This window comes from Klebsiella sp. MBT K-1, assembly GCF_002556465.1.
Lineage (GTDB): Bacteria > Pseudomonadota > Gammaproteobacteria > Enterobacterales > Enterobacteriaceae > Klebsiella > Klebsiella grimontii.
Map to the genome: position 1 here is coordinate 75,716 of NZ_PDEL01000005.1, position 24,447 is coordinate 100,162.

Sequence of the window (24,447 nt, forward strand, 5' to 3'; positions counted from 1 at the left end):
GTGCAGTGTAAAGGTTTCCTGTTTGATCTTGACGGGACATTGGTCGATTCGTTGCCGGTTGTGGAGCGTTCGTGGTGCAAATGGGCGGATCGATTCAGTATCCCTCATGATGAAGTGTTGAACTTTATTCATGGCAAACAGGCGATAACCTCATTACGTCATTTTCTTCCCGGCCGCAGCGAAGAAGAGATTCAGTCCGAGTTCGTCTGGCTGGAAAAGGTCGAAGCAGCGGATACGGATGGCGTAACGGCGCTGCCGGGAGCGGTGGCGCTGCTCAGGACGCTTGATGACGCGGGGATCCCTTGGGCGATCGTGACGTCAGGTTCGATTCCCGTCGCCCACGCCCGTCACCGCGCCGCGGGGCTGCCTGAGGCGAAGGTTTTCGTCACCGCCGAGCGCGTAAAGCACGGGAAACCCGCTCCGGATGCCTATCTGCTTGGGGCCGAGCTGTTAGGGCTGGCGCCGGGAGATTGCGCCGTGGTGGAGGATGCCCCTGCCGGGTTGCTCTCTGGGCTGAATGCCGGTTGTCGGACCATCGCGGTCAATGTGCCCGCCGATGCGCCGCGTCTTGATGAAGCTGATTTGGTGTTAACAACGCTTGAAAATCTGCTGGTTGAGCGCCTGCCTGACGGCAATGTGAATGTTAGCCTTAAAGATTAATCTCATGATTTAGCCCCGCGCCGGCGGGGCTTTTTTATGCCAAACTTCCAACTCCATCTTCTGACAAGGATAAGTTGTGAACGGTGAACTGATTTGGGTGTTATCTCTTCTTGCCGTAGCCGTCGTACTCTTTGCCACCGGAAAAGTGCGCATGGATGCTATCGCATTGCTGGTGATTGTCGCTTTTGTCCTTAGCGGCACCTTAACGCTCAGCGAGGCCTTCTCGGGATTTAGCGATCCCAACGTTATCCTTATCGCCGCGCTTTTCATTATTGGCGATGGGCTGGTGCGCACCGGGGTCGCCACCAAAATGGGCTCCTGGCTGGTGAAGGTTGCCGGTAACAGCGAAACCAAAATGCTGGTCTATTTAATGCTAACCGTTGCCGGACTAGGCGCTTTTATGAGCTCGACCGGCGTGGTGGCCATTTTTATTCCCGTGGTGCTCAGCGTGTCAATGCGCATGAACACGTCACCTTCGCGGTTGATGATGCCGCTCAGTTTTGCCGGACTTATTAGCGGAATGATGACTCTGGTGGCCACACCGCCCAATCTGGTCGTCAACAGCGAGCTATTACGCGAAGGGCTGCAAGGATTCAGCTTTTTTAGCGTCACGCCGATAGGCCTGGTGGTGCTGGTCCTGGGCGTTTTCTATATGCTGGTGATGCGGTTTATGCTTAAGGGAGACGAAGGCGAACAGGTCCGCGATGGCCGTAAGCGAAGCACCTTCCGCGATCTTATCAAAGATTATCACCTCACAGGGCGCGCGCGCCGCCTGGCCATTCGCCCTGGCTCGCCGATGATTGGCCAGCGCCTGGACGACCTGAAACTGCGCGAGCGCTATGGGGCGAACGTCATCGGCGTTGAGCGCTGGCGGCGCTTCCGGCGGGTTATCGTTAACGTTAACGGCGTATCGGAGTTCCGCGCCCGCGACGTTTTGCTGATCGATATGTCGGCCTCCGATGTGGATTTACGTCAGTTCTGCGGCGAGCAAATGCTGGAGCCCATGGTGCTGCGCGGCGAATACTTTTCCGATCAGGCGCTGGACGTAGGGATGGCGGAAGTCTCCCTGATCCCGGATTCCGAACTGATTGGCAAGACGGTGCGCGAAATCGCCTTTCGTACCCGTTTCGATTTGAACATCGTGGGTCTGAAACGCGATGGCAAAGCTCTTGACGGCGCGGTCACCGATGAAGCTTTGCAGCTTGGCGATATCATGCTGGTGGTGGGGAACTGGCGGCAGATAGCGCTGCTGGCCAAGCGGGGTCGTGACTTTGTGGTGCTGAATATGCCTATTGAGGTTAATGACGCCTCGCCGGCGCACAGCCAGGCGCCGCACGCGATTTTCTGTCTGGTGTTGATGGTCGCGCTGATGCTGACTGACGAAATTCCGAACCCCATAGCGGCGATCGTTGCCTGCCTGCTGATGGGGAAATTCCGCTGTATTAACGCCGAAAGCGCCTATAAAGCCATTCACTGGCCGAGCATTATTTTGATCGTCGGGATGATGCCTTTTGCTCTGGCGCTGCAGAAAACCGGCGGCGTGGATCTGGTGGTGCAGGGATTAATGGACGTGGCGGGAAGTAAAGGACCGTACCTGATGCTTGGCTGCCTGTTTGTGATGTGCGCGGCTATCGGCCTGTTTATATCCAATACGGCCACCGCGGTACTGATGGCGCCCATTGCGCTGGCCGCGGCAAAGTCGATGGGCGTTTCGCCTTATCCTTTTGCGATGGTGGTCGCCATGGCGGCCTCGGCGGCGTTTATGACGCCGGTATCGTCGCCGGTGAACACCCTGGTACTGGGGCCGGGTAAATACTCATTCAGCGATTTTGTCAAAATCGGCGTGCCGTTTACTATCCTGGTGATGGTGGTGTGCGTTCTGCTGATCCCGGTGCTGTTTCCGTTCTGATTCAGCAGCGTTCTTTCCCCGGTCAGGCTGCGGCTGGCCGGGGAGCGGTTATTTTATAAAGGCGAATCCTGGCTGATTTCATCAAGCGAAAGGTGGAAGCTCGGCACGAAAACCTGCATAAAGTAGTCCATCTCTGCGCTGCGGCGCGATTCCAGCGTTTTCTCAAGGCGGCCTTTGGCCAGCAGAAATTCATTATTCCCCGCCGATAGCTCTTCCAGACACTTCAGGTAGGCGCAAAGCGCATCTGCCTGCTTGACAAGGAATTTTTCCTCGTCGCTGTAGTGCTGTTCGTCGATGAGCGGCTCAAAAATATCGCGCAGTTCATCAGGAACCATATCGACCAGTTTCTGCTGGGCGATTTTCTCGATGGCCTTGTATTCTTGCGCGATCTGCGAGTTGAAATATTTTACCGGCGTCGGCAGGTCGCCGGTCAGAACTTCCGAGGCATCGTGATACATCGCCAGCAGGGCAATGCGCTCGGCGTTAACCTGACCGCCAAATTTACGATTTTTGATCGCCGCCAGCGCATGGGCCACCATCGCGACCTGTAAGCTGTGTTCGGAGACGTTTTCGGTGCGCACATTACGCATCAGCGGCCAGCGGTTGATCAGTTTCAGGCGGGAGAGGTGGGCAAAGAAATGACTCTGACTCATAGGAACCCTTAATCAGTTACGACGTCGGGTGACATTGTGCGCAGGGATTGCCGCCGGATGCAAATCCCGGCGGCTGGACAGATGAAGTCAGAGCTGGTGGTAGCCGGAAAGGAAACGCCCGAAACGGGTAATCGCCATTTCAAGATCGTCTTCGCGCGGAAGGGTCACGATACGCACGTGATCCGGCCACGGCCAGTTAAAGGCGGTACCCTGAACCAGCAGGACTTTTTCCTGCAGCAGAAAATCGAGCACCATCTTCTGGTCATCGTGAATATTAAAGCGCTTAGCGTCGATTTTCGGGAACATATATAGCGCGCCTTTCGGCTTGGTGCACGATACGCCCGGAATGTCATTAATCAGCTCCCAGGCGCGATTGCGCTGCTCATATAAGCGCCCGCCGGGAACAATAAATTCGCTGATGCTCTGATAGCCACCGAGAGCGGTTTGGATCGCATGCTGGGCCGGGACGTTGGCGCACAGGCGCATAGAGGCCAGCATCTCCAGACCTTCGATATAGCCTTTTGCGTGTTTCTTCGGCCCGTTAAGCACCATCCAGCCCTGGCGGAAGCCGGCAACGCGGTAGGTTTTTGACAGACCGTTGAAGGTGATCGTGAGGAGATCCGGGGCCAGCGGCGCAATAGAGTGGTGCTGCGCCTCATCGTAGAGGATTTTGTCGTAGATCTCATCGGCGAAAATAATCAGATTATGCTGGCGGGCGATCTCGACGATCTCCATCAGCAGCTCTTTTGAGTACACCGCGCCGGTTGGGTTATTCGGGTTGATAATCACGATGCCGCGGGTACGCGGGGTGATTTTCGCGCGGATATCGTCGAGGTCCGGGAACCAGTCGGACGACTCATCGCAGAGATAATGCACCGCTTTACCGCTGGAAAGCGCGACCGCGGCGGTCCAGAGCGGATAATCCGGCGCCGGAACCAGCATTTCATCGCCGCTATTCAGCAGCGCCTGCATGGCCTGAACGATAAGTTCGGAAACGCCGTTGCCGATATAAATATCTTCGACCGTCACATCACGCATGCCGCGAGCCTGGTAATGCTGCATGATGGCCTTACGTGCGGAATAGAGGCCCTTTGAATCGCTATAGCCCTGGGAAGTCGGGAGGTTGCGGATGACGTCAACGAGGATTTCGTCAGGCGCGTCAAAGCCAAACGGCGCTGGGTTGCCGATGTTCAGCTTCAGGACTTTGTTGCCTTCTTCTTCAAGGCGTTTCGCCTCTTTCAGAACCGGGCCGCGGATGTCGTAACAGACGTTATCTAACTTGCTGGATTTTTCGATGGGGGACATGAACCTTGACCTTTTAGCTGTTATCGCCACTCCCTGCCGTGGAAGTCAGCACGGAATAATGTACTCCGCATCCCCGCTGTTTTGAAGGGTTAACAGGAGAAGATTTTGCTATTCATGTTTTTTTGGTTTAATTGATTTCTCTGGTGGGTGGGTGTTTTGTTTATACAATAAACCTTTAATACTTTCATTGGTGGTCATATATTGCGTTATCCACTGATTCTGTAAACGTTTATCTGGCTTGTTGATTTAACGGAAATAAGTGCTTATTTTTTGCGCAAAAACCGCGTCACTTTCATATGTACGTTTAATTCACAATACACAGAATGTTTTAACAACTTTGCCAGATATTTTTAATGAAAAGCATTTAATTGATAAATGAGTTTTATTTTATGCAAGGAATATTCTTAGATTTTTAATTTAATTAAAGCGCGGGTCAGCATTTAAAATTGCCTGAGATAATACTGATTAACTCTTATAAATATTGTGGTTTTCGGTTAGAATAACGTCGTTAATACCGATATAAGGCTATGCCAGGTAGCCTGTTTCTTTATTAATACATTGTTATTGCAGGTTTTTGTTATCTTCCTGAGCGCGATGGCAAAGTTTGTCGCTGGTGCGGATGCAGGCAATGGTCATTGACGGCTATTTTTTGCGTCTCATCACAAAAAACAAAGCGCCGTAATTAAAAGCGCTCAGGCATACGAGCAAAATATTACTCTGAAATTCCGCGCATTTGCTGCGGATGAGTGCTTTCTAATGCAATAACGTTCGTCCAGTTGTTCATCCGTCTGTCCGTGGCGGGTCACGCGAAGCTTAAGGAATAGCCGGAAACCTGGAGCACAGCATCAACAAGGCAGGTCAGCATTAGCCGCCTGAATGTGAAGCAAATATGATAAATGAAAATCGTTCGATACTAAATTTAGACCTCGACCTCTTGAGAACCTTTGTTGCCGTCGCCGATCTCAATACATTTGCCGCTGCCGCCGTTGCGGTATGCCGGACTCAGTCAGCGGTAAGCCAGCAGATGCAGCGGCTGGAGCAGCTGGTCGGCAAAGAACTTTTTGCTCGCCATGGACGCAATAAACTTCTGACCGAGCAGGGCATTCAGCTGTTGGGCTATGCGCGGAAAATTCTGCGTTTTAATGATGAAGCCTGCATGTCGCTCATGTTCGGCAGCCTGCAGGGAACGCTGACCGTTGGTGCGTCAGATGAGACAGCGGATACTATTTTACCGTGTTTATTAAATCGGATTGGCAGTTTTTATCCGCGGCTGACGCTTGAAATCAAAGTTCTCAATCATATTGATATCGTCGATCGGCTGAAGAAGGGAGCTATCGATCTTGCGCTGACCACCCGACCCACGAAGGGTTTTGACATGCTGACGCTACGCGCTTCGCCAACGTTGTGGTATTGCGCAGCGGACTACGTCCTCCCTCAGGGCGAGTCTGTCCCGCTTGTTCTGCTGGATGCCCCGGATCCGTTTCGGGAAGAGATCGTTGCGGTACTCAACGCCGCTCGCGTCCCCTGGCATCTTTCCCACGCGGCAACCTCAATGGCCGGGGTGAAGGCGGCGGTGAAGGCCGGGCTCGGGGTGACCGCGCAGCCGGTAGAGATGATGAGCCCTGAATTCCGCGTTCCGGGGCGGTGTGACGGCTTACCCGTGCTGCCGGATACCCACTATATGCTGAACTGCGATTCTCAGCAGGCAAGCGAACTGACGCAGGCTATTTTTCAGTCGCTGAGCGCGGAGTACCAGCCGTGGTCCACGCAACGTGTTTATACCCCCGAAGGGGGAGATAATTCCCTTATTTCCTGAGTGGGAAAAGCTAACAAACATCACAAAAACTGGTAACAAAATGTAAGTGTAAAAACGAACCCCCGACGTGTGAAATCGCCGCTGCGGTTCGTTTTTTTCAAATTTTATTGATTAATAGAATGTTTTGTTGATTTGTTTTGATGTAAATCAGTGAGTTAGATCTGCTCTTCCTCTCATTTCTCGACTTTTCTCTGCACTTTCAATACTTCCTGCTAATGTTAAAAAACCGGATAGTTTGTTGCCGTTTTCTTGGTTGAATTAACAAAAGCGTGTCACAGATCAAGAAAATACCCCTCTTTAGGGGGAGGAATCGTGGCTAAATCCTGTCAAAATAGGCGGGTAATTTTGATTTACGGCGGAAACGGACACGATTCAACAGCACTAAATCCGAAGAGTATGCAAGGTTATTCCGCATAAAAGGGCATTTAATGTTAATGAAAAAAATCCAATGTAAATTAATGTTGTGAAAACTTTTGTTAAAGTTGACAAAAGGTTAATGAAAGGAGTAAAAAGCCACCGCAACTGGCCTTCCACATCACCCAGGGACGCTTTTTTGCACGGCTATTTTTTTATTCCTCCCCGTGAAACGCTGTGGCGTTCATCTGCCAGTAAGAGCAGAGGGTTTTAGCGCTACACTTTTTTGGTTAAGCAATGCGTATGTCAACATCCACTGAAGTCATCGCTCATCATTGGGCATTCGCTATATTTCTCATCATCGCTATCGGCCTGTGCTGCCTGATGCTTATCGGCGGTTGGTACCTTGGCGGACGCGCGCGCGCGCGTAGCAAGAACACGCCGTTTGAATCCGGGATCGACTCCGTCGGTTCGGCTCGCTTACGTCTTTCTGCGAAGTTTTATCTGGTTGCCATGTTCTTCGTTATCTTCGACGTGGAAGCCCTGTATCTCTACGCATGGTCGACTTCTATCCGTGAAAGCGGCTGGGTCGGCTTTGTGGAAGCCGCAATTTTCATTTTAGTGCTACTGGCTGGTCTGGTTTACCTCGTTCGTATTGGCGCTCTGGACTGGACGCCTGCGCGCTCCCGTCGCACGCTGGTTAACCCGGAAACAGACAGTCCCACTAACCGTCATACGCAGTAAAAGCGAGGCAATAAGATGGATTATACGCTCACCCGCATCGATCCTAACGGTGAGAACGACCGTTACCCCCTGCAAAAACAGGAGATCGTAACCGACCCCCTGGAGCAAGAAGTCAACAAAAGCGTGTATATGGGGAAACTCGAACACGCTTTGCATGACATGGTGAACTGGGGCCGTAAGAACTCAATCTGGCCTTACAACTTTGGCCTTTCTTGCTGCTACGTGGAAATGGTGACGTCATTCACTGCGGTGCATGACGTTGCGCGTTTTGGTGCAGAAGTATTGCGTGCCTCCCCGCGTCAGGCTGACCTGATGGTGGTCGCGGGCACCTGCTTTACCAAAATGGCGCCGGTCATTCAGCGTCTTTATGACCAGATGCTGGAGCCGAAGTGGGTTATCTCGATGGGCGCATGCGCCAACTCCGGCGGTATGTACGATATTTACTCTGTCGTGCAGGGCGTGGATAAGTTTATTCCGGTTGATGTTTACATCCCGGGCTGTCCGCCGCGTCCGGAAGCGTATATGCAGGCGCTGATGCTGCTGCAGGAATCCATTGGTAAAGAACGTCGTCCGCTCTCTTGGGTGGTAGGCGATCAGGGCGTTTATCGCGCCAATATGCAGTCGGAACGCGAGCGTAAACGCGGCGAACGTATTGCAGTGACCAATCTGCGGACTCCGGACGAGATTTAACTTGCGCCTGCGGGCGGGATGAAAACTTCGCAAATCAATCTACTACAGCGCGAAGTCTCGCCGGCAGTCACCACGGACCTTTTGCAATGGTGAACAATATGACCGATTTAACCGCGCATGACGCCGCACCAGCCTGGCAAACCCGCGATCACCTTGATGACCCGGTGATCGGCGAACTGCGCAACCGTTTTGGGCCGGATGCCTTTACCGTTCAGCCAACCCGCACCGGCGTTCCGGTGGTTTGGGTGAAGCGTGAACAGCTGCTTGAGGTGGGTGATTTCCTGAAGAAGTTGCCGAAGCCTTACGTGATGCTGTTTGACCTGCACGGCATGGACGAACGTCTGCGCACGCACCGCGACGGTTTACCCGCCGCGGATTTTTCCGTTTTCTATCACCTGATTTCAATCGACCGCAATCGCGACATCATGCTCAAGGTCGCATTGTCTGAAAACGATCTGCATCTGCCGACCTTCACCAAACTGTTCCCGAACGCCAACTGGTATGAGCGTGAAACCTGGGAGATGTTTGGCGTGACCTTCGATGGTCACCCGAATCTGCGCCGCATCATGATGCCGCCGACCTGGGAAGGCCACCCGCTGCGTAAAGACTACCCGGCGCGCGCAACCGAATTTGACCCGTTTGAGCTGACCAAAGCCAAACAGGATCTGGAAATGGAAGCGCTGACCTTCAAACCGGAAGAGTGGGGCATGAAGCGCGGGACCGAAAACGAGGACTTTATGTTCCTTAACCTCGGCCCTAACCACCCCTCCGCGCACGGTGCGTTCCGTATTATTTTGCAGCTTGATGGCGAAGAGATCATCGACTGCGTTCCTGATATCGGCTACCACCACCGCGGCGCTGAGAAGATGGGCGAGCGCCAGTCCTGGCACAGCTACATTCCGTATACCGACCGTATTGAGTACCTCGGCGGCTGCGTTAATGAGATGCCGTACGTGCTGGCGGTGGAGAAACTGGCGGGAATAACCGTGCCGGATCGCGTCAACGTCATCCGCGTAATGCTCTCCGAGCTGTTCCGTATCAACAGCCATCTGCTGTACATCTCCACCTTTATCCAGGACGTCGGGGCGATGACGCCGGTGTTCTTTGCCTTTACCGACCGCCAAAAGATCTACGATCTGGTGGAAGCAATTACCGGCTTCCGTATGCACCCGGCCTGGTTCCGTATCGGCGGCGTCGCGCACGACCTGCCCCGCGGTTGGGATCGCCTGCTGCGTGAATTCCTCGAGTGGATGCCGAAGCGTCTGGATTCCTATGAAAAGGCCGCGCTGCGCAACACCATCCTGATCGGTCGTTCGAAAGGGGTTGCCGCCTACAACGCCAAAGAAGCGCTGGAGTGGGGCACCACCGGCGCGGGCCTGCGCGCGACCGGCATCGGCTTCGACGTACGTAAATGGCGTCCTTATTCTGGCTATGAAAACTTCGACTTTGAAATCCCGACCGGCGGTGGCGTCTCCGACTGCTACACCCGCGTGATGCTGAAAGTGGAAGAGCTGCGCCAGAGCCTGCGCATTCTTCAGCAGTGCCTCGATAACATGCCGGAAGGCCCGTTCAAGGCGGATCACCCGCTGACGACGCCGCCGCCGAAAGAGCGCACGCTGCAGCATATCGAAACCCTGATTACGCACTTCCTGCAGGTTTCCTGGGGGCCGGTCATGCCGGCGCAAGAATCCTTCCAGATGATTGAAGCGACCAAGGGTATTAACAGTTACTACCTGACCAGCGACGGCAGCACTATGAGCTACCGTACCCGCGTGCGCACGCCAAGCTTCGCGCACCTGCAGCAGATCCCGGCCGCTATTCGCGGCAGTCTGGTCTCCGACCTGATTGTCTATCTGGGTAGTATCGATTTTGTTATGTCAGACGTGGACCGCTAATTATGCACGAGAATCAACAACCACAAACCGAGGCTTTTGAGCTGAGTGCGGCAGAGCGTGAGGCGATTGAGCACGAAAAGCACCACTACGAAGACCCGCGTGCGGCGTCCATTGAAGCGCTGAAAATCGTTCAGAAGCAGCGCGGTTGGGTGCCGGACGGCGCAATCTACGCTATCGCCGATGTGCTGGGGATCCCGGCCAGCGACGTAGAAGGCGTGGCGACCTTCTACAGCCAGATTTTCCGCCAGCCGGTGGGTCGTCACGTGATTCGCTACTGCGACAGCGTGGTGTGCCATATCACCGGGTTCCAGGGCATTCAGTCGGCGATCGAGAAGAAGCTGGATATCAAACCGGGTCAAACCACCTTTGATGGCCGTTTCACTCTGCTGCCGACCTGCTGCCTGGGCAACTGCGACAAGGGGCCGACCATGATGATTGATGAGGACACTCACAGTTATCTGACGCCGGAAGCGATTCCTGACCTCCTGGAGCGGTATAAATGAAAACCATTATTCGTACTGCCGAAACCCATCCGTTAACCTGGCGTCTGCGCGACGACAAACAGCCGGTATGGCTGGATGAATACCAGAGTAAAAACGGCTACGCCGGGGCGCGTAAAGCGCTCTCCGGCATGGCGCCGGATGAAATCGTCACTGCGGTAAAAGACGCCGGCCTGAAAGGGCGCGGCGGCGCGGGCTTTTCCACCGGTCTGAAGTGGAGCCTGATGCCGAAAGACGAGTCCATGAACATCCGTTACCTGCTGTGTAACGCCGATGAAATGGAGCCGGGCACCTATAAAGACCGCCTGCTGATGGAACAGCTGCCGCACCTGCTGGTGGAAGGCATGCTGATCTCCGCGTTCGCGCTGAAAGCCTACCGCGGCTATATCTTCCTGCGCGGCGAATATATCGAAGCGGCGCAGCACCTGCGCCGGGCAATCGCCGAAGCGACCGAAGCGGGCCTGTTGGGGAAAAATATCCTTGGCACCGGTTTTGACTTCGAACTGTTTGTGCACACCGGGGCAGGGCGCTATATCTGCGGCGAAGAAACCGCGCTGATTAACTCCCTCGAAGGCCGCCGCGCCAATCCACGTTCGAAGCCGCCGTTCCCGGCCAGCTCCGGCGTATGGGGGAAACCGACCTGCGTGAACAACGTTGAAACCCTGTGCAACGTTCCGGCGATTCTGGCCAACGGCGTCGAGTGGTATCAGAACATTTCTACCAGTAAAGACGCCGGCACCAAGCTGATGGGCTTCTCTGGACGGGTGAAGAACCCGGGCGTCTGGGAACTGCCGTTCGGCACCACCGCGCGCGAGATCCTCGAAGATTACGCGGGCGGCATGCGCGATGGTCTGAAGTTTAAAGCCTGGCAGCCGGGCGGCGCGGGCACCGACTTCCTGACCGAAGCGCACCTCGATTTGCCGATGGAGTTCGAAAGCATTGGTAAAGCGGGTAGCCGTTTGGGTACCGCGCTGGCGATGGCCGTCGACCACGAGATCGGCATGGTTCCGCTGGTGCGCAACCTCGAAGAATTTTTTGCCCGCGAATCCTGCGGCTGGTGTACGCCCTGCCGCGACGGCCTGCCGTGGAGCGTGAAGATCCTGCGCGCCCTGGAGCGCGGCGAAGGCCAGCCGGGGGATATCGAGACGCTTGAGCAACTGTGTCGATTCCTCGGTCCGGGTAAAACCTTCTGCGCGCACGCGCCGGGCGCGGTTGAACCGCTGCAGAGCGCGATCAAATATTTCCGCGAAGAATTCGAGGCTGGCATTAAGCAGCAGTTCAGCAATACCCATGCAATTAACGGTATTCAGCCGAACCTGCTTAAGACGCGCTGGTAATCTAAAGGTTTTTTATTTTTGGAAGCACGCAAATGGCTACGATTCATGTAGACGGCAAAGAATACGAGGTCAACGGAGCGGACAACCTGCTAGAAGCTTGTCTCTCTCTGGGCCTTGATATTCCATACTTTTGCTGGCATCCGGCGCTAGGGAGCGTCGGTGCTTGCCGCCAGTGTGCGGTGAAGCAATATCAGAACGCGGAAGACACGCGTGGCCGCCTGGTGATGTCCTGTATGACTCCGGCATCCGACGGCACTTTTATTTCCATCGACGACGCAGAAGCGAAGCAGTTCCGCGAAAGCGTAGTTGAGTGGCTGATGACCAACCACCCGCATGACTGTCCGGTGTGCGAAGAGGGCGGCAACTGTCACTTGCAGGATATGACCGTGATGACCGGTCATAGCTTCCGTCGCTACCGCTTTACCAAGCGTACCCACCGCAACCAGGATCTGGGGCCGTTCATCTCGCACGAAATGAACCGCTGCATCGCCTGCTACCGCTGCGTCCGCTACTACAAAGATTATGCCGACGGCACCGACCTTGGCGTTTACGGCGCTCACGACAACGTCTACTTTGGGCGCCCGGAAGACGGCACGCTGGAAAGCGAGTTCTCCGGCAACCTGGTGGAAGTCTGTCCGACCGGCGTGTTTACCGATAAAACGCACTCCGAGCGTTATAACCGTAAATGGGACATGCAGTTTGCGCCAAGCATCTGTCAGCAGTGTTCCATCGGCTGTAACATCAGCCCCGGCGAACGCTATGGCGAACTGCGTCGTATCGAAAACCGCTATAACGGTACCGTTAACCGCTACTTCCTCTGCGACCGCGGTCGTTTCGGCTACGGCTATGTGAATCTCAAAGACCGTCCGCGTCAGCCGGTTCAACGCCGCGGTGACGATCTGATTACCCTTAACGCCGAGCAGGCGATGCAGGGGGCGGCGGATATTCTGCGCCAGTCGAAGAAAGTGATCGGTATCGGCTCCCCGCGCGCCAGCCTCGAAAGCAACTTCGCGCTGCGCGAACTGGTCGGCGCCGGGAACTTCTATACCGGCATCGCGAAGGGCGAACAAGAGCGCCTGCAGATGATGCTGAAAGTGCTGCGCGAAGGCGGTATCCATACCCCGGCGCTGCGCGAAATCGAATCCTACGATGCGGTGCTGATCCTCGGCGAAGACATCACCCAGACCGGCGCGCGTATCGCGCTGGCGGTGCGTCAGGCGGTGAAAGGCAAAGCGCGCGAAATGGCGGCGGCGCAGAAAGTCGCCGACTGGCAGATCGCCGCGATCCTTAACATCGGCCAGCGCGCGAAGCATCCGCTGTTTGTCACCAATATTGATGACACCCGCCTCGATGACATCGCCGCATGGACCTACCGCGCGCCGGTGGAAGATCAGGCGCGCCTCGGCTTTGCCATCGCCCATGCGCTGGATGAAAGCGCCCCGGCGGTCGAAGGGCTGAGCGGCGAGCTGAAAGGCAAAATCGACGTGATCGTTCAGGCGTTATCCGGAGCGAAAAAACCGCTGATTGTCTCCGGAACCAACGCCGGCAGCATTGAAGTGATTCAGGCGGCGGCCAACGTGGCGAAAGCCCTGAAAGGCCGCGGCGCCGATGTCGGCGTGACGATGGTCGCCCGCGCGGTCAACAGCGTTGGCCTCGGCATGATCGGCGGCGGCTCGCTTGAAGAGGCGCTGAGCGAACTGGAAACCGGCGCAGCCGATGCGGTTATCGTGCTGGAAAACGACCTGCACCGCCACGCTTCAGCCGCCCGCGTTGATGCGGCGCTGGCGAAAGCGCCGCTGGTGATGGTGGTTGACCATCAGCGTACGGCGATTATGGAAAAAGCGCATCTGGTGCTCTCCGCGGCAAGCTTTGCGGAAAGCGACGGTACCGTGGTCAACAACGAAGGTCGCGCCCAGCGCTTCTTCCAGGTTTACGACCCGGCCTACTACGACGCGAAAACCGTAATGCTGGAGAGCTGGCGCTGGCTGCACTCATTGCACAGCACCGTGAACAATCGTCAGGTTGACTGGACCCAGCTGGACCACGTGATTGACGCTGCCGTTGCCGCACTGCCGCAGCTGGCTGGTATCAAAGACGCCGCGCCGGATGCGACCTTCCGCATTCGCGGCCAGAAGCTGGCCCGTGAACCGCACCGCTACAGCGGTCGTACGGCGATGCGCGCCAACATCAGCGTGCATGAACCGCGTCAGCCGCAGGATAAAGACACCATGTTCGCCTTCTCCATGGAAGGGAACAACCAGCCGTCCGCGCCGCGCTCGCAAATTCCATTTGCCTGGGCTCCGGGCTGGAACTCCCCGCAGGCGTGGAACAAGTTCCAGGATGAAGTGGGCGGTAAACTGCGCCACGGCGATCCGGGCGTGCGTCTGTTTGAAGCTTCCGCTAGCGGTCTTGAGTACTTTACCGCAGTACCGGCAAGCTTCCAGGCAGAGGACGGGAAATGGCGTATCGCGCCTTACTATCACCTGTTCGGCAGCGACGAGCTGTCGCAGCGTTCTCCGGTATTCCAGAGCCGCATGCCGCAGCCGTACGTTAAGCTGAACCCGGCAGATGCCGCGAAGCTTGGGGTGAACGAAGGCGCAATGGTCTCTTTGCGCGTTGATGGCCAGGCGCTTAGCCTGCCGCTGGTGATTTCGGCGGGGCTGACGGCAGGGCAGGTTGGCTTACCGATGGGCATGCCAGGGATTGCGCCGGTACTGACCGGAGCGCGTATTGATACTCTGCAGGAGGCGAAAGCATGAGTTGGTTAACTCCCGATCTCATCGACATTCTGTTAAGCATCCTTAAAGCGGTGGTGATTCTGCTGGTCGTGGTGACTTGCGGCGCGTTTATGAGCTTCGGCGAACGTCGTCTGCTGGGCCTGTTCCAGAACCGTTACGGACCTAACCGCGTGGGCTGGGGCGGTTCGCTGCAGCTCGTCGCCGACATGATCAAAATGTTCTTTAAAGAGGACTGGGTTCCGCGCTTCTCGGATCGCGTGATCTTTACTCTGGCGCCGGTTATCGCCTTTACTTCGCTGCTGCTGGCCTTCGCCATCGTGCCGGTCAGCCCGACGTGGGTGGTGGCCGATCTGAACATCGGGATTCTGTTCTTCCTGATGATGGCGGGCCTGGCGGTCTATGCGGTGCTGTTCGCCGGCTGGTCGAGCAACAACAAATACTCGCTGCTTGGCGCGATGCGTGCTTCTGCCCAGACCCTGAGCTACGAAGTGTTCCTCGGCCTTTCCCTGATGGGCGTGGTGGCGCAGGCCGGTTCATTCAACATGACCGATATCGTCAATAACCAGGCGCATCTGTGGAACGTCATCCCGCAGTTCTTTGGTTTCGTGACCTTTGCGATTGCGGGCGTGGCGGTATGTCACCGTCACCCGTTTGACCAACCGGAAGCGGAGCAGGAGCTGGCCGACGGTTACCACATCGAATATTCCGGCATGAAGTTCGGTCTGTTCTTCGTCGGTGAATATATCGGCATTGTTACCGTATCGGCGCTGATTGTGACGCTGTTCTTCGGCGGCTGGAATGGCCCATGGTTACCTCCTTTCATCTGGTTCGCGCTGAAAACCGCGTTCTTTATGATGATGTTCATTTTGATCCGCGCATCATTACCGCGTCCGCGCTATGACCAGGTAATGTCCTTTGGCTGGAAGGTATGCCTGCCGTTAACGCTGATCAACCTGTTGGTAACGGCGGCTGTCATTCTCTGGCAGGCGCAATAAGGGGTGAATTGACCATGACCTTAAAAGAATTATTGGTAGGGTTTGGCACCCAGGTCCGCAGTATCTGCATGATCGGGATGCACGCCTTTGCCAAACGAGAAACTCGGATGTACCCGGAAGAGCCGGTATATCTGCCGCCGCGCTACCGTGGCCGTATCGTGCTGACGCGCGATCCGGACGGCGAAGAGCGCTGCGTTGCCTGTAACCTGTGTGCGGTAGCCTGTCCGGTAGGCTGTATCTCTCTGCAAAAAGCGGAGACCAAAGACGGCCGCTGGTACCCGGAGTTTTTCCGCATCAACTTTTCACGCTGTATTTTCTGCGGCCTGTGCGAAGAAGCGTGCCCGACCACGGCGATTCAGTTGACCCCGGACTTTGAGCTGGGCGAATACAAACGTCAGGATCTGGTGTACGAAAAAGAGGATCTGCTGATTTCCGGTCCGGGTAAATACCCGGAATATAACTTCTACCGGATGGCGGGTATGGCAATCGACGGCAAAGATAAGGGCGAAGCAGAGAACGAAGCCAAGCCTATCGACGTCAAGAGCCTGTTACCGTAAGGAGAGGGCAATGGAATTCGCTTTTTATATCTGTGGCCTGATAGCCATCCTCGCAACCCTGCGGGTGATCACCCACACAAATCCGGTGCACGCGCTGCTGTACCTGATCATTTCGCTGTTGGCGATTGCCGGGGTGTTCTTCTCGCTGGGGGCTTACTTCGCCGGCGCGCTGGAAATTATCGTTTATGCGGGCGCCATTATGGTGCTGTTCGTGTTCGTGGTGATGATGCTCAACCTGGGCGGCAGCGAAATCGAACAGGAACGTCAGTGGCTGAAACCCGGGATCTGGATTGGTCCGGCCATTCTTTCCGCGGTGCTGCTGGTGGTGATCGTTTACGCCATTCTCGGCGTTAACGATCAGGGTATCGACGGCGCGGCGATTAACGCCAAAGAGGTGGGTATCGCGCTGTTTGGGCCGTACGTTCTGGCGGTGGAGCTGGCCTCCATGCTGCTGCTCGCGGGTCTGGTTGTCGCCTTCCATATCGGTCGCGAAGAACGCGCCGGGGAAGTGCTGAGCAATCGTCCGAACGACAGCGATAAAAGAAAAACGGAGGAACACGCATGATCCCCTTAACACATGGACTGATCCTCGCCTCTGTCCTGTTTGTCCTCGGCCTGACGGGGCTGGTTATCCGCCGCAATCTGCTGTTTATGCTGATTAGCCTGGAGATCATGATCAATGCCGCCGCGCTGGCTTTCGTGGTTGCAGGGAGCTACTGGGGCCAGACCGATGGCCAGATAATGTATATCCTCGCCATCACCCTCGCCGCCGCGGAAGCGAGTATCGGCCTGGCGCTGCTGCTGCAGCTCCATCGTCGTCGCCAGAACCTGAACATCGATTCAGTAAGTGAGTTGCGCGGATGAACATGCTTGCCTTAACCATTCTTTTGCCATTGATTGGCTTTGTTTTGCTGGCCTTCTCCCGCGGCCGCTGGTCGGAAAATTTATCCGCCACCGTAGGCGTTGGCTCGGTAGGCCTGGCGGCGCTGGTGACGGCGTTTGTCGGCGTCGACTTCTTTGCCAACGGCAAACAGGCGCTCAGCGTACCGCTGTGGACCTGGATGTCGGTCGGCGACTTCAACATTGGCTTCAACCTGGTGCTGGACGGCCTCTCTCTGACCATGCTCTCCGTGGTCACCGGCGTCGGCTTCCTGATCCACATGTTCGCCTCCTGGTATATGCGCGGTGAAGAGGGCTACTCCCGCTTCTTCGCCTATACCAACCTGTTTATCGCCAGCATGGTCGTTCTGGTGCTCGCGGATAACCTGCTGCTGATGTACCTCGGCTGGGAAGGCGTGGGCCTGTGCTCCTATCTGCTGATCGGCTTCTACTACACCGATCCGAAGAACGGCGCGGCGGCGATGAAAGCGTTTGTGGTGACCCGCGTCGGCGATGTGTTCCTGGCGTTCGCGCTGTTCATTCTCTACAACGAACTGGGCACCCTGAACTTCCGCGAAATGGTCGAACTGGCGCCTGCGCACTTTGAGGCCGGCAACAACATGCTGATGTGGGCTACCCTGATGCTGCTGGGCGGCGCGGTGGGTAAATCCGCGCAGCTGCCGTTGCAGACCTGGCTTGCGGACGCGATGGCGGGCCCAACGCCGGTTTCCGCGCTAATCCACGCCGCGACCATGGTCACCGCCGGTGTCTATCTGATTGCGCGCACGCATGGCCTGTTCCTGATGACCCCGGAAGTCCTGCATCTGGTGGGGATCGTCGGGGCGGTAACGCTGGTGCTGGCAGGCTTCGCCGCGCTGGTGCAGACCGATATCAAACGCGTGCTCGCTTACTCCACCATGAGCCAGATTGGCTATATGTTCCTCGCGCTCGGCGTGCAGGCGTGGGACGCGGCGATTTTCCATCTGATGACCCATGCGTTCTTTAAAGCGCTGCTGTTCCTGGCGTCCGGCTCGGTGATCCTCGCCTGCCACCACGAACAGAACATCTTCAAGATGGGCGGCCTGCGTAAGTCAATTCCGCTGGTCTACGTCTGCTTCCTGGTCGGGGGCGCGGCGCTGTCCGCGCTGCCGCTGGTGACTGCCGGCTTCTTCAGTAAGGATGAGATTCTGGCGGGCGCGATGGCGAACGGTCATCTTAATCTGATGGTCGCCGGTCTGGTCGGGGCGTTTATGACCTCCCTGTACACCTTCCGTATGATTTTCATCGTGTTCCACGGTAAAGAACAAATTCACGCTCACGCAGGGAAGGGGATAACCCATCATCTGCCGCTGATTGTGCTGCTGGTGCTCTCGACCTTCGTTGGCGCGCTGATTGTGCCGCCGCTGGAAGGCGTGCTGCCGCAGACCACCGAGCTTGAACACGGACGCGTCATGACGCTGGAAATCGCCTCCGGGGTGATTGCCATCGCGGGCATTCTGATTGCCGCCTGGCTGTGGCTGGGTAAACGCACGCTGGTGACGTCGATTGCCAACAGCGCGCCGGGTCGTCTGCTCGGTACCTGGTGGTACAACGCCTGGGGCTTTGACTGGCTGTATGACAAAGTATTCGTCAAGCCGTTTCTCGGCGTGGCGTGGCTGCTGAAGAGCGATCCGCTGAATGCGCTGATGAACATTCCGGCAATCCTTTCCCGCTTCGCAGGCAAAGGCCTGGTGGTGAGTGAGAACGGCTATCTGCGCTGGTATGTGGCTTCAATGGGCATCGGCGCGGTCGTGGTGCTGGCGCTGCTGATGGTATTGCGTTGAGTTTGCGGAGGGCGGGCGTTGTCGGGTAGCGCTTACCCGTAGGCCCGGCGGGCAGAGCGCCGCCGGGCAACAAAACCCGCAATTCGAAGTGAATTTTCTGTGAGAATTCGTTGAAAATCGGTCCTGAACGGGACTTTAACAAGGAATAAAGATCGCCATGTTATTACCCTGGCTAATATTAATTCCCTTTATCGGCGGCTTCCTGTGCTGGCAGACTGAACGCTTTGGCGTGAAGATGCCGCGCTGGATCGCGCTGATCACTATGGGATTGACGTTTCTGCTTGGCCTGCAGTTGTGGATGCAGGGCGGCTATTCTCTCACGCAATCAACCGGTATTCCGCAGTGGCAGTCGGAATTCGTGATGCCGTGGATCCCGCGATTCGGTATCAGCATCCATCTGGCTATCGACGGCCTGTCGCTGCTAATGGTGGTGCTGACCGGGCTGCTCGGCGTGCTGGCGGTGCTCTGTTCATGGCGCGAAATCGAGAAATATCAGGGCTTTTTCCATCTTAACCTGATGTGGATCCTCGGCGGCGTGATCGGCGTATTCCTGGCTATCGACCTGTTCCTGTTCTTCTTCTTCTGGGAAATGATGCTGGTGCCGATGTACTTCCTGATCGCGCTGTGGGGCCATAAAGCCTCCGACGGTAAAACGCGTATCACGGCGGCAACCAAGTTCTTCATTTATACCCAGGCGAGCGGGCTGGTGATGCTGATTGCCATCCTGGCGCTGGCGTTTGTCCACTTCAACGCTACCGGCGTGTGGACCTTCAACTATGAAGAACTGCTGAAAACCCCGATGTCCCACGGCGTGGAATACATGCTAATGCTGGGCTTCTTTATCGCTTTCGCGGTAAAAATGCCGGTGGTTCCGCTGCACGGCTGGCTGCCGGACGCGCACTCTCAGGCGCCGACCGCCGGTTCCGTTGACCTCGCGGGGATTCTGTTGAAAACCGCGGCCTACGGCCTGCTGCGCTTTGCGCTGCCGCTGTTCCCGAACGCTTCCGCCGAATTTGCCCCTATCGCCATGTGGCTGGGCGTCATCGGTATTTTCTACGGCGCGTGGATGGCCTTCAGCCAGTACGATATCAAGCGTCTGATTGCTTACACCTCCGTTTCCCACATGGGCTTTGTGCTGATTGCTATCTATACCGGCAGCCAGCTGGCTTACCAGGGCGCGGTGATTCAGATGATTGCCCACGGCCTGTCCGCTGCCGGCCTGTTTATCCTTTGCGGCCAGCTGTACGAGCGCCTGCATACGCGCGATATGCGTCAGATGGGCGGTCTGTGGAGCAAAATCAAGTGGCTGCCGGCGCTGTCGATGTTCTTTGCGGTCGCGACCCTCGGGATGCCGGGTACCGGTAACTTCGTCGGCGAATTTATGATTCTGTTCGGCAGCTATAAAACCGTACCGGTGATTACGATTATTTCTACCTTCGGTCTGGTGTTCGCTTCCGTGTACTCGCTGTCGATGCTGCATCGCGCGTACTTTGGTAAAGCAAAAAGCGAAATCGCCGCGAAAGCATTGCCGGGAATGTCCCTGCGTGAACTGTCGATCATCCTGCTGCTGGTTGTTCTGCTGGTGCTGCTGGGCTTCTTCCCACAGCCGATTCTGGACACCTCGCACTCTGCGATGAGCAACATTCAGCAGTGGTTTGTTAATTCTGTTTCTACTACAAGGCCGTAATTCGCCATGACAATAACTCCACAACAACTGATCGCACTGCTACCGCTGCTGATCGTCGGCTTGACGGTGGTGGTTGTGATGCTCTCCATTGCGTGGCGACGCAATCATTTCCTCAATGCCACGCTGTCGGTTCTCGGCCTGAACGCCGCGTTGATATCACTCTGGTTCGTGGGTCAGAACGGAGCGATGGACGTCACGCCGATGATTCGCGTAGACGGCTATTCGATGCTCTACACCGGGCTGGTGCTGCTGGCGAGCCTCGCCACCTGTACTTTCGCCTACCCATGGCTTGAGGGTTACAAGGACAATAAAGAAGAGTTCTATCTGCTGGTGCTGATCGCCGCGCTGGGCGGCATTCTGCTGGCGGGCGCTAACCATCTGGCGGCGCTGTTCCTCGGTATCGAACTGATTTCGCTGCCGCTGTTCGGCCTGGTCGGCTACGCCTTCCGCCAGAAACGTTCGCTGGAAGCCAGCATCAAGTACACGATTCTGTCCGCCGTTGCCTCTTCGTTCCTGCTGTTCGGTATGGCGCTGGTATATGCCAATTCCGGCAACCTTTCGTTCCTGGCGCTCGGTAAGAGCCTGACGGATGGCATGCTGCACGAGCCGCTGCTGCTGGCCGGTCTCGGTTTGATGATTGTCGGCCTCGGCTTTAAGCTGTCGCTGGTGCCGTTCCACCTGTGGACGCCGGACGTTTACCAGGGGGCGCCTGCGCCGGTCTCCACCTTCCTGGCGACCGCCAGCAAGATCGCCATCTTCGGCGTGGTGATGCGTCTGTTCCTCTATATGCCGGTTGGCGGCAGTGAGGCGGTACGCGTGGTGCTGGGTCTTATCGCCTTTGCGTCGATTATCTTCGGTAACCTGATGGCGCTGAGCCAGACCAATATTAAACGTCTGCTCGGCTACTCATCCATTTCTCATCTTGGCTACCTGCTGGTGGCGCTGATTGCCCTGCAGAGCGGCGAGATGTCGATGGAAGCGGTGGGGGTTTACCTGGCGGGTTACCTGTTCAGCAGCCTCGGCGCGTTCGGGGTGGTGAGCCTGATGTCCAGCCCGTACCGCGGCCCTGATGCCGATTCGCTCTACTCCTACCGAGGCCTGTTCTGGCATCGTCCGATTCTGTCGGCGGTGATGACGGTGATGATGCTGTCTCTTGCCGGTATCCCAATGACGCTGGGCTTTATCGGTAAGTTTTACGTGCTGGCGGTAGGCGTGCACGCGCACCTGTGGTGGCTGGTCGGGGCGGTAGTGCTGGGTTCAGCGATTGGCCTCTACTACTATCTGCGCGTGGCGGTGAGCCTCTATCTGAGCGCGCCAGAGAAACTGAATCGCGATGCGCCGTCTAACTGGCAGTACAGCGCCGGGGGCATCGTGGTGCTGATCTCCGCGCTGCTGGTGCTGGTACTGGGCGTATGGCCGCAGCCGTTAATCAGCATCGTACAGTTGGCTACGCCGCTGATGTAATCATATCCGTCGTGGGTAAAAAGGATCGCTTCGGCGGTCCTTTTTTTATCTACGCGAAAGCGGTGGGACCTTTGCTTTAATATTTTTTGTAATATTCATGCTTTTTATCATATTAATCTCACTTTACATTTCCACTCATCCTCTTATTTTCCGTACTATTATTACTACGCACACTGTTGTGTTTTGTAGATGGAGAAAGTGAATGAAAACAAGGCGTAAGCATTTGACCATCGGGGAGGTTCAGCGTTTGGTTGAAGCGGCCAGGCGGGGGGCAAATCCGGAACGCGATGTCTGTTTACTGTGGATGTGTTTTAATCATGGGTGTCGGGTGAGCGAAATTCGTCACTGGAAGCTCTCTGATATCGATATTCAAAGCGGGGTCATTTATATTCGTCGGCTGAAAAATGGCTTTTCAACCACGCATCCTATTTATAAACAAGAGGTAAAGGTACTCAACGAGTGGCTGCGTGTGCGTAATAATTACCCCGGGAATAATTCCGGCTGGCTCTTTTTATCACGTAATGGCCAGCCTTTATCCCGCCAGAGAATATATCAAATGATGAAAAATCTGAGCCTTGTTGCCCAGTTGGAAATTAATGCGCATCCGCATATGCTGCGCCACGCGTGTGGTTTCGCGCTGGCGAATAACGGTGTGGATACGCGATTAATTCAGGATTTTCTTGGGCACCGGAATATTCAGCATACGGTTATTTATACGGCAAGTAATGATGCAAGATTTAGAGAGGTTTGGTAAATGAAATAGTCATTTTGTATCAAACTGACTCCTATGCTATCCACAGGTGGTAACAATGTCAATTTATGATTAACAATGTTTTTTGTTATTATTTTCATGTGGTTACATTAAATATAGACGTCATTTATTTTTCGGTTTTTTTAATTAGCTTCACGTATGGTTTGTACCTCTTCCCACTCTTTAGTTTTTTATCGTGTTTATTAGGCTTTTTCCTGGTAAATACGAAATAAAAAATGCCCTCCCTGGCAATATATATTTCAATTAATTGAAGTGGTCAAATTGATACAAAATGACCACTTCAGAATATTATATCCATTTCATGGGTCAATGTTTTGTTGCGTTATTAATATCAAACGTAAATAAAAGGATGCGCACGGTATTGCGCTTTTAAGTTAATGCATTGACTGCATTGAAAAGGACAAATCATGAAAAAAACATTACTTGCTGCTGTTGTTGCCGCCTGCGCGACGATCTCTGGTGCTGCGCTGGCAGATGACGGTCAGGTGAAGTTTATTGGCGACATCATTGATGCTGGCTGCGACGTGGTCAACGACCTGTCTAACCCGCTGGAAGTCCAAATGGGACAGATCGCCAAGACGGCGTTTACCGGTACCGGTTCTACTGCGGCTGAGCAAGGTTTTGATATCCAACTGAAAAACTGCCCGACTACGGTTACTAAAGCATCGGTACTGTTCTCCGGCACTAATGTCGGCGGCGACAATAGCAAACTGCAGCTGACCGCAGAACCTAATGTCGCTACAGGCGTGGCTCTGCAGCTGGTTGATGGCAGCACTAACAGTACCCTGCCGCTGTTCACCCGTTCTACCAGCCTGACCATCCCATCTACCGGTGATATCGATCTGCCGTTCCGCGTTCGTTATATCCAGACCGACACAACTGTTGTTGCTGGTAAAGCTAACGGTAGCGCTAACTTCACTATCAGCTACAACTGATCCTCCGTCTATTAGACCGTGCTAGCGAGCCGAAATCGGCTCGCTTTTCCAGGGAGCTGGAGATGAAACGATACCTGAAAGTGTTGATGGCTGGATGGCTGTTGGTGGGCGCTACGGCACATGCGGGCGTCGTGACCGGCGGTACTCGCCTGATTTATCCGGGCGGTAAAAAAGAGGCCACGCTGAGCGTAACCAACAATGATGCTACACCCTATCTTATTCAGAGCTGGGTGGAGAATGATAAAGGGGCCGCGCCCTTTCTGTTAACGCCGCCGTTATTTCGCCTGGACGGTGAGCAGCAGACCCGCCTGCGGGTGATTTATAGCGGCGGATTGCCCGAAAACAAAGAAAGTATGTTCTGGATGAATATCAAAGCGATTCCATCCTCACAGGCCAAAGCTGGCGCCAACACATTACAGATCGCTATTAAAACCCGTATCAAATTAATTTATCGGCCGAAATCCGTCGAGGGAACGCCGGAAACAGTGACGGATCAGCTTCGCTGGACGCGCAGCGGCAATACGCTACAGGTCACTAATCCCACCGCGTTTTATATGAATTTCGCCGAGGTGAAAATCGGTGGCGCGGAAGTCAAAGAAGCCAACTGGGTGGCGCCTGGCGCGACGGCGCGTTTTGATTTGCCGCGCGGCAGTACAGGCTCTTTGCAGTGGAAACTGATTAATGATTACGGCGGTATTGGCGCGCAGCACAGCGCTAATTTGTAAAGGCTATCA

General features: G+C 55.4%; 21 protein-coding genes. 19 read left to right on the forward strand and 2 right to left on the reverse strand.

Annotated features, from left to right (window positions below):
- Together CMQ96_RS08755 and CMQ96_RS08760 are read left to right on the forward strand one after the other, a co-directional pair.
- Positions 1-660, forward strand: coding sequence for a sugar phosphatase (locus tag CMQ96_RS08755; RefSeq protein WP_024359268.1), 660 nt, complete (start codon positions 1-3; stop codon positions 658-660).
- Positions 661-736: 76 nt separating this feature from the next.
- Positions 737-2,569 carry an SLC13 family permease gene (locus tag CMQ96_RS08760; RefSeq protein WP_004870932.1) on the forward strand — a complete coding sequence of 611 codons (1,833 nt, stop codon included), beginning with the start codon at positions 737-739 and terminating at the stop codon, positions 2,567-2,569.
- A 53-nt stretch (positions 2,570-2,622) separates the two neighbouring features.
- Here CMQ96_RS08760 and yfbR read toward each other — a convergent pair whose 3' ends face one another.
- Both yfbR and alaA read right to left on the reverse strand, forming a co-directional pair.
- Positions 2,623-3,222, reverse strand: coding sequence for a 5'-deoxynucleotidase (gene yfbR / locus CMQ96_RS08765; protein WP_004870934.1), 600 nt, complete (start codon positions 3,220-3,222; stop codon positions 2,623-2,625).
- 87 nt (positions 3,223-3,309) lie between these two features.
- Positions 3,310-4,527, reverse strand: coding sequence for an alanine transaminase AlaA (alaA, locus tag CMQ96_RS08770; RefSeq protein ID WP_024359267.1), 1,218 nt, complete (start codon positions 4,525-4,527; stop codon positions 3,310-3,312).
- Positions 4,528-5,416: 889 nt separating this feature from the next.
- On the opposite strand from alaA, the gene CMQ96_RS08775 reads away from it, so the two are divergent.
- The 17 genes from CMQ96_RS08775 to CMQ96_RS08860 all read left to right on the forward strand — a co-directional run bounded on the left by CMQ96_RS08775 (position 5,417) and on the right by CMQ96_RS08860 (position 24,438).
- Positions 5,417-6,343, forward strand: a complete 927-nt coding sequence (locus tag CMQ96_RS08775) for a LysR family transcriptional regulator (protein ID WP_024359266.1) — start codon at positions 5,417-5,419, stop codon at positions 6,341-6,343.
- Between the two features lie 651 nt (positions 6,344-6,994).
- Positions 6,995-7,441, forward strand: coding sequence for an NADH-quinone oxidoreductase subunit NuoA (gene nuoA / locus CMQ96_RS08785; RefSeq protein WP_004870939.1), 447 nt, complete (start codon positions 6,995-6,997; stop codon positions 7,439-7,441).
- Between the two features lie 15 nt (positions 7,442-7,456).
- Entirely contained in the window at positions 7,457-8,131 is a 675-nt protein-coding gene (nuoB, locus tag CMQ96_RS08790; RefSeq protein WP_002913178.1) for an NADH-quinone oxidoreductase subunit NuoB, read from the forward strand.
- Positions 8,132-8,217: 86 nt separating this feature from the next.
- A complete protein-coding gene (nuoC, locus tag CMQ96_RS08795; protein ID WP_004104077.1) occupies positions 8,218-10,026 on the forward strand; it encodes an NADH-quinone oxidoreductase subunit C/D in 1,809 nt (602 codons plus the stop codon).
- A gap of 2 nt (positions 10,027-10,028) precedes the next feature.
- Entirely contained in the window at positions 10,029-10,529 is a 501-nt protein-coding gene (gene nuoE, locus CMQ96_RS08800) for an NADH-quinone oxidoreductase subunit NuoE (protein ID WP_004104075.1), read from the forward strand.
- A complete protein-coding gene (gene nuoF / locus CMQ96_RS08805; RefSeq protein ID WP_004870941.1) occupies positions 10,526-11,863 on the forward strand; it encodes an NADH-quinone oxidoreductase subunit NuoF in 1,338 nt (445 codons plus the stop codon). The genes nuoE and nuoF overlap by 4 nt, the downstream gene beginning before the upstream one ends.
- A gap of 32 nt (positions 11,864-11,895) precedes the next feature.
- A complete protein-coding gene (nuoG, locus tag CMQ96_RS08810; RefSeq protein ID WP_098066607.1) occupies positions 11,896-14,622 on the forward strand; it encodes an NADH-quinone oxidoreductase subunit NuoG in 2,727 nt (908 codons plus the stop codon).
- Entirely contained in the window at positions 14,619-15,596 is a 978-nt protein-coding gene (gene nuoH, locus CMQ96_RS08815) for an NADH-quinone oxidoreductase subunit NuoH (RefSeq protein ID WP_004870946.1), read from the forward strand. The genes nuoG and nuoH overlap by 4 nt, the downstream gene beginning before the upstream one ends.
- A 14-nt stretch (positions 15,597-15,610) precedes the next feature.
- Complete coding sequence (nuoI, locus tag CMQ96_RS08820; protein ID WP_004104066.1) at positions 15,611-16,153, forward strand: NADH-quinone oxidoreductase subunit NuoI; 543 nt, start codon at positions 15,611-15,613, stop codon at positions 16,151-16,153.
- A 10-nt stretch (positions 16,154-16,163) separates the two neighbouring features.
- Complete coding sequence (gene nuoJ / locus CMQ96_RS08825) at positions 16,164-16,718, forward strand: NADH-quinone oxidoreductase subunit J (RefSeq protein ID WP_004123127.1); 555 nt, start codon at positions 16,164-16,166, stop codon at positions 16,716-16,718.
- The gene (gene nuoK / locus CMQ96_RS08830; protein ID WP_004104062.1) at positions 16,715-17,017 is read left to right on the forward strand and encodes an NADH-quinone oxidoreductase subunit NuoK; all 303 of its coding nucleotides are present in this window, start codon (positions 16,715-16,717) and stop codon (positions 17,015-17,017) included. The genes nuoJ and nuoK overlap by 4 nt, the downstream gene beginning before the upstream one ends.
- Positions 17,014-18,855, forward strand: a complete 1,842-nt coding sequence (gene nuoL / locus CMQ96_RS08835) for an NADH-quinone oxidoreductase subunit L (RefSeq protein WP_004870951.1) — start codon at positions 17,014-17,016, stop codon at positions 18,853-18,855. Before nuoK ends, nuoL begins: the two co-directional genes overlap by 4 nt.
- A gap of 157 nt (positions 18,856-19,012) precedes the next feature.
- A complete protein-coding gene (nuoM, locus tag CMQ96_RS08840; RefSeq protein ID WP_004870953.1) occupies positions 19,013-20,542 on the forward strand; it encodes an NADH-quinone oxidoreductase subunit M in 1,530 nt (509 codons plus the stop codon).
- Between the two features lie 6 nt (positions 20,543-20,548).
- Positions 20,549-22,006, forward strand: a complete 1,458-nt coding sequence (nuoN, locus tag CMQ96_RS08845; RefSeq protein WP_024359263.1) for an NADH-quinone oxidoreductase subunit NuoN — start codon at positions 20,549-20,551, stop codon at positions 22,004-22,006.
- A 202-nt stretch (positions 22,007-22,208) separates the two neighbouring features.
- Positions 22,209-22,760, forward strand: a complete 552-nt coding sequence (locus CMQ96_RS08850) for a tyrosine-type DNA invertase (RefSeq protein ID WP_024359262.1) — start codon at positions 22,209-22,211, stop codon at positions 22,758-22,760.
- Between the two features lie 425 nt (positions 22,761-23,185).
- On the forward strand, positions 23,186-23,713 hold the full coding sequence (locus CMQ96_RS08855; protein WP_024359261.1) for a fimbrial protein: 528 nt from the start codon (positions 23,186-23,188) through the stop codon (positions 23,711-23,713).
- Positions 23,714-23,775: 62 nt separating this feature from the next.
- Entirely contained in the window at positions 23,776-24,438 is a 663-nt protein-coding gene (locus CMQ96_RS08860; protein WP_024359260.1) for a molecular chaperone, read from the forward strand.
- Positions 24,439-24,447 lie beyond the last annotated feature (9 nt).